18 protein-coding genes are annotated in these 13,605 nt (G+C 36.9%); 13 read left to right on the plus strand and 5 right to left on the minus strand.

Annotated elements, in window-relative coordinates:
- Positions 1 to 17 precede the first annotated feature (17 nt).
- The 4 genes from Q0252_RS08430 to Q0252_RS08445 all read right to left on the minus strand — a co-directional run bounded on the left by Q0252_RS08430 (position 18) and on the right by Q0252_RS08445 (position 4,692).
- Entirely contained in the window at positions 18 to 416 is a 399-nt protein-coding gene (locus Q0252_RS08430) for a hypothetical protein (RefSeq protein ID WP_297985310.1), read from the minus strand.
- 38 nt (positions 417 to 454) lie between these two features.
- The gene (gene lysA / locus Q0252_RS08435) at positions 455 to 1,654 is read right to left on the minus strand and encodes a diaminopimelate decarboxylase (protein WP_297985311.1); all 1,200 of its coding nucleotides are present in this window, start codon (positions 1,652 to 1,654) and stop codon (positions 455 to 457) included.
- Positions 1,655 to 1,887: 233 nt separating this feature from the next.
- A complete protein-coding gene (locus tag Q0252_RS08440) occupies positions 1,888 to 3,114 on the minus strand; it encodes a PolC-type DNA polymerase III (protein WP_297985346.1) in 1,227 nt (408 codons plus the stop codon).
- A gap of 51 nt (positions 3,115 to 3,165) precedes the next feature.
- Complete coding sequence (locus Q0252_RS08445) at positions 3,166 to 4,692, minus strand: helicase HerA-like domain-containing protein (RefSeq protein WP_297985312.1); 1,527 nt, start codon at positions 4,690 to 4,692, stop codon at positions 3,166 to 3,168.
- 154 nt (positions 4,693 to 4,846) lie between these two features.
- On the opposite strand from Q0252_RS08445, the gene Q0252_RS08450 reads away from it, so the two are divergent.
- From Q0252_RS08450 to Q0252_RS08495, 10 genes are all read left to right on the plus strand, one after another.
- Complete coding sequence (locus Q0252_RS08450) at positions 4,847 to 5,290, plus strand: hypothetical protein (RefSeq protein ID WP_297985313.1); 444 nt, start codon at positions 4,847 to 4,849, stop codon at positions 5,288 to 5,290.
- A gap of 78 nt (positions 5,291 to 5,368) precedes the next feature.
- Entirely contained in the window at positions 5,369 to 6,169 is an 801-nt protein-coding gene (locus Q0252_RS08455) for a sulfite exporter TauE/SafE family protein (protein WP_297985315.1), read from the plus strand.
- Between the two features lie 85 nt (positions 6,170 to 6,254).
- Positions 6,255 to 7,661, plus strand: a complete 1,407-nt coding sequence (locus Q0252_RS08460) for an MBL fold metallo-hydrolase (protein WP_297985318.1) — start codon at positions 6,255 to 6,257, stop codon at positions 7,659 to 7,661.
- A gap of 1 nt (position 7,662) precedes the next feature.
- Entirely contained in the window at positions 7,663 to 8,031 is a 369-nt protein-coding gene (locus Q0252_RS08465) for a rhodanese-like domain-containing protein (RefSeq protein WP_297985320.1), read from the plus strand.
- Entirely contained in the window at positions 8,031 to 8,327 is a 297-nt protein-coding gene (locus Q0252_RS08470; protein WP_297985322.1) for a hypothetical protein, read from the plus strand. Before Q0252_RS08465 ends, Q0252_RS08470 begins: the two co-directional genes overlap by 1 nt.
- Positions 8,328 to 8,332: 5 nt before the next feature.
- Positions 8,333 to 8,533, plus strand: coding sequence for a hypothetical protein (locus tag Q0252_RS08475; protein ID WP_297985327.1), 201 nt, complete (start codon positions 8,333 to 8,335; stop codon positions 8,531 to 8,533).
- Entirely contained in the window at positions 8,530 to 8,730 is a 201-nt protein-coding gene (locus Q0252_RS08480; protein ID WP_297985328.1) for a hypothetical protein, read from the plus strand. The genes Q0252_RS08475 and Q0252_RS08480 overlap by 4 nt, the downstream gene beginning before the upstream one ends.
- A 13-nt stretch (positions 8,731 to 8,743) precedes the next feature.
- Positions 8,744 to 9,046 (plus strand): co-chaperone YbbN, encoded by a 303-nt coding sequence (locus tag Q0252_RS08485; RefSeq protein ID WP_297985330.1) that lies wholly within the window; start codon positions 8,744 to 8,746, stop codon positions 9,044 to 9,046.
- A 42-nt stretch (positions 9,047 to 9,088) separates the two neighbouring features.
- On the plus strand, positions 9,089 to 9,652 hold the full coding sequence (locus tag Q0252_RS08490) for a YeeE/YedE thiosulfate transporter family protein (protein ID WP_297985332.1): 564 nt from the start codon (positions 9,089 to 9,091) through the stop codon (positions 9,650 to 9,652).
- Between the two features lie 3 nt (positions 9,653 to 9,655).
- A complete protein-coding gene (locus Q0252_RS08495; protein ID WP_297985333.1) occupies positions 9,656 to 10,150 on the plus strand; it encodes a DUF6691 family protein in 495 nt (164 codons plus the stop codon).
- A gap of 31 nt (positions 10,151 to 10,181) precedes the next feature.
- Here Q0252_RS08495 and Q0252_RS08500 read toward each other — a convergent pair whose 3' ends face one another.
- The gene (locus Q0252_RS08500) at positions 10,182 to 10,943 is read right to left on the minus strand and encodes an amidohydrolase (protein WP_297985336.1); all 762 of its coding nucleotides are present in this window, start codon (positions 10,941 to 10,943) and stop codon (positions 10,182 to 10,184) included.
- 113 nt (positions 10,944 to 11,056) lie between these two features.
- Between Q0252_RS08500 and Q0252_RS08505 the strand changes: the two genes are divergently transcribed.
- The 3 genes from Q0252_RS08505 to rseP all read left to right on the plus strand — a co-directional run bounded on the left by Q0252_RS08505 (position 11,057) and on the right by rseP (position 13,471).
- Complete coding sequence (locus Q0252_RS08505; RefSeq protein ID WP_297985338.1) at positions 11,057 to 11,497, plus strand: DUF6646 family protein; 441 nt, start codon at positions 11,057 to 11,059, stop codon at positions 11,495 to 11,497.
- 39 nt (positions 11,498 to 11,536) lie between these two features.
- Positions 11,537 to 11,998, plus strand: a complete 462-nt coding sequence (locus Q0252_RS08510; RefSeq protein WP_297985340.1) for a hypothetical protein — start codon at positions 11,537 to 11,539, stop codon at positions 11,996 to 11,998.
- Positions 11,999 to 12,106: 108 nt separating this feature from the next.
- On the plus strand, positions 12,107 to 13,471 hold the full coding sequence (gene rseP, locus Q0252_RS08515; RefSeq protein ID WP_297985342.1) for an RIP metalloprotease RseP: 1,365 nt from the start codon (positions 12,107 to 12,109) through the stop codon (positions 13,469 to 13,471).
- Positions 13,472 to 13,605: the final 134 nt, after the last annotated feature.

Raw genomic sequence — 13,605 nt, forward strand, 5'->3', positions numbered from 1 at the left:
ATTTAATAATTCAGAATTTATCTCATTGACACTGCAGAGCGGAAGGGATCGCCTGCGTTTAAGTTTGTTCTTCCGTGAACTTCTTTAGGCGATTGTGAAAAAGCAACTTTCATCTCCACATCATCACTTCCTTCATGTTTTTTTACGCTTCTACCAACCGCTCTCTTCAGTTCAACTTCAAAGTTTTTATCTGTTTTTGGAAATACTTCGAAATTGGAAATCTGGTTGTCATTCACAGAGAATTTCACCAAAAACTCACCGTTTACCTGAAAATTTCTTCCCACTGTATCCAAATTAGACTCTAAAGTCTTTACCATTTTGGTCTGAGAATCATTAGCATTAACAAGCTTAACTTCTTTCTGAGAAAAAGCAAATGCACAAATTGAAAATGCGGCGAATGTGAGTAATTTTTTCATGTTGTTGATTTTGAATAAAATTAGAAAAAAAACACGATTTACAAAACCTCAATTTGGTTTTTCAACAAATCTTCGAATTCGTCACGCTTTCTGATTAAATGCGCTTTTCCATCCAACCACAACACTTCAGCAGGTTTCAGCCGGGAATTAAAGTTGGAACTCATTTCGAAACCATAAGCTCCCGCATTTCTGAACACCAAAATATCGCCTTCCCGAACTTCGTTCAGTTTTCTGTCCCATGCGAAAGTGTCTGTTTCACAGATGTTTCCGACCACGGTATAAATTCTTTCTGCCCCTTTTGGATTCGAAAGATTTTCGATAATATGATAAGAATCGTAAAACATAGGGCGAATTAAATGATTAAATCCGGAGTTGATTCCCGCAAAAACAGTTGCCGTTGTTTGCTTAATAACATTGGTTTTTACAATTAAATGTCCCGATTTTGAAACCAAAAATTTACCCGGTTCAAACCAAAGCTCGAATTTCTTTCCTGTTTCTTTCGAAAATTCTGAAACCGCTTTTTCTACTTTATTGCCCAAATCTTTCACATCGGTTTCAATTTCGCCGTCCTGATAAGGAACTTTGAAACCACTTCCCATGTCCAGATATTTTAGATTCGGGAAATGTTCTGCCAATTGGAACATAATTTCAAGACCTTCCAGGAAAACATTCGGGTCTTTAATTTCGCTTCCGGTATGCATGTGAAGTCCTTCTACATTGACGCCCGTGGTTTTCATAACACGCTCAATATGACGAAGTTGGTGAATTGAAATTCCGAATTTCGAATCGATATGACCTGTAGAAATTTTATAGTTTCCGCCGGCAAAAATATGCGGATTGATTCTCACAAAAATCGGGTAAGAATCACCGTGATTATTTCCAAACTGCTCCAAAATCGAAATATTGTCGATATTGATGTGTACCTTCAGAGCCATTGCTTCTTCAATTTCTGTTAAATCAACACAGTTTGGTGTGAACAAAATATTTTGTGCTTCAAAACCTGCTTTCAGACCTAATTTTACTTCGTTGATGGAAACACAATCCAAATTTCCGCCCAAACTTTTCACATATTTCAGAATGTTGATGTTCGAAAGTGCTTTACAGGCATAGAAAAATCTTGTGCTTTTATGAAAAGACGAAGTGAGTTTTTCGTACTGAATTTTAATGGATTCCGCATCATAAACATACGTTGGAGTTCCAAACTGTTCCGCAATTTTCAGTAAATCTTTATTGGTCATAATCTGTTGTTTTAAATAAAAAAAACAGGCTTCAAAAAGTGAGCCTGCTTCGTACAAATAATTATAATATTTTGAAATCTGGCTCTGTTACACAAGTTGTTCTTTAGAGAACTTTTTGCTCCCCTTTTTCGCAACTTTTTTAGATTTAAGAACCATTTTCATATATTTTGAGTGAAATTAACTGCGCAAAAATATAGGTTATGAATTAAATCTGCAATTTTTTAGTGAAATTATTATTTTTCGGGCATTTGCTGAATTTCAAAATCGCCGCGAAGCAATGCTAATTTTAAATCGTTTTCCAAATCAGCAGTGGACATTTTTAACTCGATTTTCAGTTTTGAAAGTTTTTTTCTGGACTGAATTTGATGAAACAGTTCATAAAATCCAAAACCTGTCAGTTTTCCTTTTTCAAAAATAATGAATGATTTTTCACCTAAAACCCTCCCGTTTCCGATCCACAATTCGGTGCGGTTTTTAATATTGATTAAGTTTTCTAAATTCTTTACCTCCTCAAATTCCGGATTTGTTTTGATGAAATTCAGCGCCTTCATTCCCTGTGTAAAAGATTTGAATTTCAGCAACGGCTTTTCTTCTTTTCGAACCGAAGTTTTTTCCACAGAATATTTTCCGTTTTTATGAAATAAACCAAACTGAAGATGTTCTTTTTTCTTTAATCCTTTGGATTTGATGATGAGTTTTGCCAGCAAATCACTTCCGGTAAGTTCATAATGAATCTGTGCTGTATCTTCCTGAACAGCAATCCATTTCTTAGATTTTGAACTGAAAACAATTTTCGAAAATTTAGCAAAGTCATCCACAAAATCGCAGAAAATAATTTTTCCATCCGCATTCTGGAAGTAAATCAATCCTCTTTCTGCAGGCAAATCCTGAGTAAGGTCGCGAACTTTGTTCAGATATGTTTTTCCGTTATTTTCTTCGTGATGGCTCTGGATAATTTCGGAATCCTTGTCTTTGGTAATCAACAACTTAAATAATTCCAAAGTTGCACGCGCATCTCCTCCGGCTCTATGATGTTCGGTTAATGGAATTCCCAAAGATTTCACGAGTTTTCCTAAAGAATAACTCGCTTCATCCGGAATCAATTTTTTCGCTAAAGGAATTGTATCTAAAGTACTGATTTTGAATTCATACCCGAGGCGTTTAAACTCTTGCCGAAGCATTCTGTAATCAAATTCAATATTGTGACCAACCAAAGTCGTATTATCTGTAATTTCGACCACTCTTTTGGCGATTTCATGAAATTTTGGAGCAGTTTTGACCATTTTTGGACTTATTTTGGTCAATTTTTGTACAAAAGGTGTTATTTCGCTTTGTGGATTTACGAGCGAAATAAACTGGTCGACAATTTCATGGCCGTCATATTTGTAAATGGCGACCTCAATGATATTTTCTTTACGGAAACCAGCTCCGTTACTTTCTATGTCAATTACTGAATACATGCTCAAAACTGCTTTTGTAATTGGCAAATCTCGTTTTGCCACTACAATACATTATCTTTTTCTTCCTCCCAAACCTAACATTCCGAGAATTGCTTTTGCACCTTCTCTCATCAAGGTGTTGGTAAACGTTCTTCCGGCGCGACTTGTCAAAACCTGTTCAACCATTCCCGGTTCTTCTTTTACGGGTTTTGTTTTGACTGTTGCGGGAGCGTTTTGCACTGCCTGTTCCATGCGTGAAGTCAACATTTCGTAAGCGGAATCTTTATCAACCGGTGTTTCGTATTTCGCAACCATTGCGGAACGCGATGTTAAATCTGCTACTTCAGCATCGGTTAAAACATCCATTCTGGATTCCGGAGAAATTAAATACGTGTGAACCAAAGGTGTTGGAATTCCTTTTTCGTCCAGTGCTGTAACAAAAGCTTCCCCAATTCCCAAATTCTGAATCAACTGACCTGCATCATAAAATTCCGTAATAGGATAGTTTTCAACGGCTTTGTCGATTTCTTTTCTGTCTTTAGCGGTAAATCCTCTCAAAGCATGCTGAATTTTCAAACCTAACTGTGAAAGCACATTTTCCGGAACATCACCAGGAATTTGTGTAATGAAATAAATTCCAACTCCTTTGGAACGAATCAGTTTCACCATTGTTTCAATTTGAGAAAGCAAAGCTTTTGATGCTTCATTAAAAATTAAATGCGCTTCATCAATAAACAATACCAACTTTGGCTTTCCTGCATCGCCTTCTTCAGGGAAAGTCATGTAAATTTCTGCAAAAAGAGAAAGCATGAACGTTGAAAATAATTGCGGTTTAGTCTGGATATCAGCAACTCTCAAGATATTAACAACTCCTTTTCCATCGCGCTGTTCCAATAAATCCTGAACATCAAAACTTGGTTCACCGAAAAATAGAGCAGCTCCCTGTTGTTCCAAAGCAACAATTCCGCGTAGGATCGCACCCAAAGAAGCGGGAGCAATAGAACCATAGTTATTTGTTAAATCTGCTTTTCCTTGTGGATTGTCTGTTACATATTGAAGGACTTTTTTTAAATCTTCAAGGTCTATTAAAGGCAAACCTTTATCATCACAATATTTAAAAACAATCGACATAATGCTCGATTGTGTTTCGTTCAGTTCTAAAATTTTAGATAATAAAACAGGTCCGAATTCCGTAACGGTCGCGCGAAGTTTTACACCTCTTTCTCCCGAAATCGTCATCAATTCAACAGGAAAATTTTGTGCAGTCCAATTAAGTTGTGTTTTGGCGTAACGTTCATCAATAATGGCATTTTTTTCACCCGGCTCCGCGATTCCGGAGAAATCTCCTTTAATATCGAGAACCAAAGAGGGAACTCCGGCATGAGAAAGCTGCTCCACAAAAACCTGCACTGTTTTGGTTTTTCCTGTTCCGGTTGCTCCCGCAATTAAACCGTGTCTGTTGATGGTTTTTAAAGGAAGCGTTACGTTCACTTCCGGCACTACTTCACCATCCAAAATTGCTTTTCCAAGAATAATATGTTCTCCCTGTGGATTATAGCGTGCATTAAGGTCGGCTATAAATTTTGCTTTGTCTGCCATTACTGCGTTTTTTATTACAATTGATAAAGGTAAAGATTTTCAGAGGAATTTTAAGTGATGAGTTTAAAATTTTTATTGACAAATGACATCCGCTTTTACCAAAAACAAACCGATTATTTTTATTAAATTTGGTAGAAAGCTAAAAGCAAAGGTTATGAAACGAAACGAAATTATCGGTAAGATTATCGAAGAACAGCAAAAAATTATAGAAAATCTGCAGAACAGCGTCAATCAATACAAATCCGAATCTGACATGGATGAAGACAATACGTCAAACCCGGATGATTTCGCACGACAAACTGAAGCAAAAGATATGCAGCTCCGTTTCGAAAAAATGTTGGCCGAAGCCAAGCAGAATTTAGCTTTTATGGAAAACGAAGTCGATTCTTCTCATTCTGAACCTGAATCTGGAGCTTTAATTGAAACCGATAAAAACTGGCTTTTCGTGGGAATTTCTGTTCCACAATTTAAATTTGACGGAAAAGATGTGGTTTCTTTTTCCGAAGACGCGCCAATTTTCGCCAAAGTAAAAGGAAAAAAAACTGGAGACACCATTGAAATCGGAAACAATTCTTTCGAAATAAAATCCGTTATGTAAAAATTATTTTCATTGTATGTAACAATTGTTACGGAGATGCACAAAGACAAACTTCTATTTTTGCCAAAAAGATTCTGAATGGAGATTATCGGTTATTTATCAGCAATTATTATCGGATTAGTTCTGGGTTTAATTGGCGGCGGTGGAAGTATTTTAAGCGTCCCCATTTTTGTTTATGTTTTTGATTTTGATGCGGTTACCGCAACAACACTTTCCCTTTTTGTAGTAGGAATTACAAGTGCGGTTGGAACAGTAGATTTTGCCAAACAAAAACAAATCGACTTTAAAACAGCGCTCACTTTCGGAATCCCATCCGTTCTCGGTGTATTGTTTTCAAGAAGGTTGGTTTTGCCTAATCTTCCAGAATACATCATCCATCGTTGGGGAATTACATTAACAAAAGACATGTTCCTTTTGCTTCTTTTTTCAATCTTGATGCTTATTGCGTCCTACAAAATGATTAAAAAAATTGAAAGACCAAGACTCAGCAAAAACGAAGAACCTAATTACACCATCCTTATTTCTCAGGGACTTTTAGTAGGAATTATTACCGGACTTATTGGAGCCGGCGGCGGTTTTTTAATTGTTCCCGCTTTGGTAATGCTTTTAAATCTGAATATGAAACGTGCGGTTGCAACCTCGCTTTTCATTATTGCTTTAAATTCCATCATCGGATTTCTAAGCACGATGAGCATTGTAAAACACGACTGGGTTTTTCTCCTGACTTTTACCGCACTTTCGGTGGTTGGAATATTTATCGGTTTGGCAATCTCCAAAAAAATGGACGGCAAAAAACTGAAACCGATTTTCGGATGGACCGTTTTGGTGATGGGACTCTTCATCATTGTAAAAGAAATTTTCCTAAAACAGACTTACTAATCATTATGTTTGTCATTGATGATATCTAAAAACAACAACATTTTTATACACAATTATTTACGAAATTTGCATAAGAAATTTTAAAATGAAAATAGAACAAATTTATACTGGCTGTCTCGCTCAAGGAGCTTATTATATTGTTTCCGATGGTGAAGCAGCGATAATTGACCCACTTCGCGAAACCAAACCTTATATTCATAGACTTCAGAAAGACAATGTAAAACTGAAATATATTTTCGAGACGCATTTTCACGCTGATTTTGTTTCGGGACATTTGGATTTGTCGGAAAAAACCGGAGCGCCAATTATTTACGGACCAACTGCACAACCTAATTTTGAGGCAATTATTGCAGAAGACAATCAGGTTTTTGAAATCGGAAAACTGAAGATTAAAGTGCTTCACACTCCCGGTCACACGATGGAAAGTTCTACTTTTCTTCTGATTGACGAAAATGGAAAAGAAACAGCCATTTTCAGCGGCGATACTTTATTTTTGGGCGATGTTGGAAGACCGGATTTAGCACAAAAAGCAGCCAATCTTACTCAGGAAGAACTTGCGGGATTGTTGTACGACAGTCTTCAGAATAAAATTATGCCTCTTGCAGACGACATTACCGTTTATCCTGCACATGGAGCAGGTTCCGCATGCGGAAAAAATATGCAGAAGGAAACTGTCGATACTTTAGGAAATCAGAAAAAGACGAATTACGCTCTTAATCAGCCTACTAAAGAAGCATTTATTCATGAAGTTTTGGACGGACTTTCTGCCCCACCAAAATATTTTGGGATGAATGTAGCGATGAACAAAGGCGGTTACGAAAGCTTCGAAAATGTGTTGGAAAAAGCGCACACTCCTGTTCCTGCAGAAGATTTTGAAAGTGTAGTGGAAGAAACCGGAGCTTTGGTTTTGGATACGAGAAGCGCTGCAGATTTTCACAAAGGATTTGTTCCGAATTCCATCAACATTGGCTTGAAAGGCGATTTCGCACCGTGGGTTGGAGCAATGATTGTGGATGTTCATCAGCCGATTTTGTTGGTTTCGGATCCCGGAACGGAGGAAGAGGTAATTACAAGACTTTCCAGAGTGGGCTTCGACAATGTTTTGGGATATTTGGAAGGAAGTTTTGAGGCTTGGAAAAATGCAGGAAGGGAAATTGATGAAATCAACAGAATTACTCCAGAAGAATTTGAAAATCAATACAATAAAGATTCAAAAATCATTGATGTAAGAAAAGATTCTGAATACGAAGCAGAACATGTGGAAGACGCTTTCAGCAGACCTCTTTCCGAAATTAATGATTGGGCAGATTCTCTAAATAACGACGAACATTTCTTTATCCATTGCGCAGGAGGTTACAGAAGTATGATTGCTTCGAGTATCTTAAACTCACGCGGAATTAGAAATTTCACAGAAATTGAAGGTGGCTTTGGTAAGATTAAAGAAACTTCAGTCCCGAAAAGTAATTTCGTATGTCAGTCCAAAAAATTGTAAAATGAAACTTTTTAAATTTTCTTGTCTTGTCTTGATTTTTGCCCTTTTTTCGTGCAAAACTGCAACTCCTGAAATCGCGGAAAGACCAGACATGAAAGCTTTAGTGAAAAATCCTGCAACAACTATTGTGGATGTAAGAATTCCCGAACAGTTTAAAGAAAATGGTGTAAAAGAAGGCACCAATATTCCATTGGCTGAAATTGAAAACAACCTCGATTTCTTCAGAAGCAAAGAAAATATTGTGGTGTACTGCAACCGAGGAAGACAAGCGGAAGATGCCGTGAAAATTTTGAAAAAGAAAGGAATTAACAATGTTTACAGTGCGAAAACCGTAGAAAATGTGAAGGCAATTCAAAATGAAAAAAAGTAATGAATATTTTAGAAAACATACAGTTCAGCATAGATAAAGCTAATGTTGTTCATATTAAAAAGAGCGATAAAATTAAATATTTCGCGGTGGCTCTTGGCAACGGTGCAGTTTTGAAAAAGCATTCCACGTCGGTTCCTGCAACTTTGGTGGTTTTGAAAGGCGAAATTAATTTCGTGTTTCACGACAGAGAAATTATTTTGCGCGAGTTTGATACGTTCGAAATTCCTGTAGATGAAGTTCATGAAGTTGTGGGCGTTTTGGAGCAGAATTTATTTCTCGTAACTCAGGAATTATAAAAAAAATGACAAATTTTTTTATCAAATATAAACTCGGAATTGCCGGAATTATCGTTGGCGGAATTTTAGGATTCGCTTACTATTCCTTTATCGGCTGTAATACCGGAAGTTGTGCGATTACTTCGAAGCCCATCAACTCATCGGTTTACGGAATGGTGATGGGATATTTGATGTTTTCCGTTTTTGAAAAACCTAAGAAAAAATGACTAATTATATTCAAATTTTCAGACGCTGGATTTATTTACTCGGCGGAATTTTCTTCATTGTTCTGGCAATCAAAGACCAAACGTGGTGGCTCATTCCGTTCGGATCGTATTTTGCCGCGATGTCCATTTTCAAATTCGGTTGCGCTTCCGGAAACTGCGAATTGCCGCTTCAGAAAAACGAAAACTCTCAACCTTAAAAATTGATTAAAAATGTCACAAAAATTTCAGGAACTCATCAATTCGGAAAGACCGGTATTAATTGATTTTTTTGCCACTTGGTGTGGTCCGTGCAAAGTGCAGTCTTCCGTTTTAACGACGGTAAAAGAAAATGTTGGTGAACTGGCAAGAATTGTCAAAATTGATGTCGACCAATTTCCTTCAATCGCTGCAACTTATGGTGTGAGAGGTGTTCCAACTTTAGCTATTTTCAAAAACGGCGAACTGTTATGGAAAGAAAGCGGCGTTCATGATGTAAATACGCTTACAAACCTTCTAAATCAGTACGCTAACTAATATACTTTCTGAATTTTCAGATTTAAAATCAATAAAATTTTTATGCTCGAATTTATTAAACAACCATGGCCATGGTATGTTGCAGGACCTTTAATTGGTCTTACCGTACCTGCGCTTTTGCTTTTGGGGAACAAATCTTTTGGCATCAGTTCTTCGCTGAGACACATTTGTGCAGCCTGTTTACCTGCCAATATTCCTTTCTTTCAATACAACTGGAAAAAGGAAATCTGGAATTTATTTTTCGTAGTGGGAATTTTAATTGGCGGAATCGTTGCTTCTCAATTTCTTGCGAATCCAAACGACATGGAAATCAGTGCAAAAACTTCAGATTATTTAGCATCAAAAGGAATTTTTGCCAAAGGGGATTTAGTTCCCGCAGATTTATTCACCTGGGAAAATCTGCTGACCGTGAAAGGATTTTTACTCATGGTTGTTGGCGGATTTCTCGTAGGTTTCGGGACGCGTTATGCAGGAGGTTGTACAAGCGGACATTCCATCATGGGAATTGCTAATTTGCAGTGGCCATCGTTGGTTGCAACCATTTGTTTTATGATTGGCGGTTTTATTATGGCTAATCTTATTTTACCACATATTTTAAATTTATAAAAAATGAATCAGGAAGATATAAAAGATTTACAGCAGCGTGAACTGGATTCTGTTTGCGTGAATGAAAGCGAATTGTCGCATCCAACGTGGTATAATATCAAATATTTAATCGTGGGAATTCTGTTCGGAATTATTTTCGTTAAGGCTGAAATTATCAGTTGGTTCCGAATTCAGGAAATGTTCAGGTTAGAATCCTTTCACATGTACGGCGTTATCGGAAGTGCTATTGCAACTGCGATGCTTTCATTATTCATCATTAAAAAACTGAAGTTGAAAAGCATTTACGGAGAACCCATCAAAATCGCGAACAAGGAATTCAATAAAGGAAATATTTACGGCGGAATTATTTTTGGATTGGGTTGGGCAATGACGGGAGCTTGTCCCGGTCCTTTGTTTGCACAGATTGGAACAGGTGCCACCGTTATTATCGTGACTTTACTTTCCGCAATTTTCGGGACTTGGATTTACGGAAAATTTAGGGATAAACTTCCTCATTAAAAATCAAAAAAAGCAGTGGATTTTCACCGCTTTAATAATTTATTTCAAAATAATCTCTGTCGTTCAAAAACTGAAACTTTTCCCTGAATTTTTTCAGTTCATCCATGTTGAATTCCGCAGAAACAATATCATTTTCAACAGAAGAAACTTCACTTCCATCCGCGAAGTAACAGTAAGAACTTTCTGTGTAGGTAAGATTATTTCCATCCGTTCCGATTCGATTTAATCCAAAAACATAACTCTGGTTTTCGATGGCACGAGCTTTCAACAAATGTTTCCAGGCTTCAACGCGCGTTTCCGGCCAGTTTGCAACGTAAAAAACCGCATCATAATCATTATTATTTCTTGAAAAAACCGGAAATCTTAAATCATAGCAAACCTGCAGCAAAATTCTCCAGCCTTTATATTCAACAACAACTCTTTCTTTTCCGGGTGAATAAACATTATCCTCTCCCGAATATGAAAAAAGATGCCTTTTGTCGTAATACTCGAAAGTTCCGTCGGGTTTAACGAAATAGAAACGGTTGTAAAAATTTCCATTTTCAAAAACTGAAGCGCTCCCACATACTGCTGAGTTTTTAGAAGAAGCGAAAGCTTTCATCCAATTGAAGGTTTCTTCATTTCTATCGGCAGTTTGTTCGGCTTCCATACAAAAGCCCGTTGAAAACATTTCCGGCAATACAATAATATCTGACGAAATATTTTCAAATTTATTTTCAATTAAATGAAAATTTTCAATTTTGTTTTTCCATTTAATATCAAAATTTAAACCTAAAATTTTTAAACTGTTCATATAGAATTTCTGTAAAACATTATAAAATCTTAGGAAAATTACAAATAAATATTTAAACGAGCATGCTTTGGTCTTGTTTTTGATGTTTGCGAAGAATATTGTAAACAAATTTTATGAAGAAACTATTTATAGCACTATTATTTGCCGGATTTTCTCAAACAGCCTTTTCGCAGGCATGGAACGGACAGGGAGACCAAAAAGTGCAGATTGGATTAAGCGGTTGGGGAAATGGAACCGGTATTACAGGGACTTATGATTATGGTATTACAGATTTAATCTCTCTTGGTGGTGGTGCAAACCTTTATTTTGATAATTATAAAGACAATGATAAGGACAATAAATTCTTCATATTTGGACGCGTAAATTTCCACTTGCAGGACATTTTGGATATGCCTGAAAAATGGGATGTTTATCCCGGAGCAGATGTAGGTGTAATTGGAAACACTTTCGGACTTGGTGTTCACTTGGGAGCAAGATATTTTATCAACGACAAGTTTGGAATATTCGTAGAAGCAGGAAATAATGGAAGTTTAGGTGTCTCTATCAACCTGTAAAATACATTAAACAAAATATAACAAATTAAAATTACTATTATGAAAAAGTTATTTGCAGTTGCAGCATTCGCTGCAGCAACACTATTCGGAGTTTCCCAAGCACAAGCACAAACGTACAAAACCGGAGCTGGGGTATTGGTAGATTTTGGTGATGGCTCAACCTTCGTTGGTCCACATGTGAAACATTTCTTCCAACCAAATCACGCAGGAGAATTCAGCGTATTGTTTGCAGATGGTGCAACTTTAGCGCAGGCAAACTATCAGTACCACCAACCTTTTGCAGGAGCAAACGGACTACAGTGGTATGTTGGTGCAGGTCCTGGAATCATCTTTGGTGATGGGTTTACAGAATTTGCTCCATCCGCAATGTTAGGTTTGGATTTTAAAATTCCTGGAGCTCCACTTGATTTTTCAATGGACTGGAGGCCTAGATTCATCATTGGTGACAACTCTGATGCTGAAGCGGGAAGATTTAACGCTGGTTTCAGATTTACTTTCTAAGAAACCTCTTAAAAATAACACAAAAGGTTCCCATTTGGGAGCCTTTTCGTTTTGGCATGCTTTTGATAATTAGTACATTTGCAAAACTTAAAATTTTAAAAATCCTACATGGAATTAGCAATACAGATATTTCAGTTTATCCTCAGTATATCAATCCTCGTTGTGCTTCACGAACTGGGACATTTTTTGCCGGCAAAATGGTTTAAAACTAAAGTTGAAAAATTCTATTTATTCTTCGATCCTTATTTTTCGATATTAAAGAAAAAAATTGGTGAAACGGAATACGGAATTGGCTGGCTTCCATTCGGTGGATATGTGAAAATCGCCGGAATGGTGGACGAAAGCATGGATACAGAACAGCTGAAAACACCGCCACAACCGTGGGAATTTCGCAGCAAACCAGCTTGGCAAAGACTGATAATTATGTTGGGAGGAGTAACAGTGAATTTTTTCCTGGCTTGGTTAATTTATTCTTGCTTAAGTTTTTTCAGCGGTGAAACTTTCCATGATAATGCGAAAATGCAGGATGGAATTGCGGTTACAGATGCAGGAAAGAAAATGGGCCTACAAACCGGAGACAAAATCCTAAAAATTGACGGAAAACCTGCCGAAAGAATGGAAACATCTTTCATCAATATGCTTTTTGCAGATGATGTAACGGTTGAAAGAGATGGAAAAGAAGTAACTTTTCCTGTAAATCAGGATGGGGTTGCAGATGTTTTGGCTCATAACGAAGCTCAACTATATTTTACTAACAGATTTCCCGCGGTCGCAGATTCGCTTATACCAACTGGAGGAGCGAAACTGGCAGGAATGATGAAAGGCGATAAAATTGTTGCAGTTAACGGAAAACCAATTCAGTATTATGATGAAGTTTCTTCAACAGTTTCAAGTCAGAAAAACCAAACCGTTGCAATTGATGTTGTAAGAAACAATCAGCCACAAACTTTGAATGTAAAAGTAAATAATGAAGGGAAAATAGGTTTCGGTCCCGATTTTATGTTGGCTCAAAAAGCACTTGACCAATCTCAGGTAACCAAGAAATATTCTTTCATTGAAGCTATTCCAAGAGGATTCCAAAGAACGATTGATGTTTTGGTGATGCAGATTAAGCAGTTCAAAATTATTTTCAACAGTAAAACCAAAGGGTATAAAAAAGTGGGTGGACCAATTGCCATCGTAAAAATGATGCCTGTTGAAAAAGCAAAAGACGGAACCCTTTCTATCGATTGGAATAAGTTCTGGAGCTTTACTGCGATGTTCTCAGTTTGGTTAGCTTTCCTTAATCTCTTACCAATTCCGGGATTAGATGGAGGACACGTAATGTTTACATTATGGGAAATAATTACCGGGAAACCGGTGCCGCAAAAAGTTTTGGAGCACGCACAGATGATTGGGGTAATCTTCCTTCTTGGTTTAATGCTTTTAATTTTCGGAAACGACATTTTCAAACTGGTTACCGGAAAACTCTAAAATTTTTAAAAAAATATTTGTGCAATATTGAAAAACATATTATATTTGCACACGCTTAAAAACAATAGAGCATTCCTCTTTAGCTCAGTTGGTTAGAGCATCTGACTGTTAATCAGAGGGTCGCTGGTTCGAGC

It is taken from the genome of uncultured Chryseobacterium sp. (assembly GCF_936933875.1).
In the GTDB taxonomy this organism is placed as follows: Bacteria; Bacteroidota; Bacteroidia; order Flavobacteriales; family Weeksellaceae; genus CAKZIK01.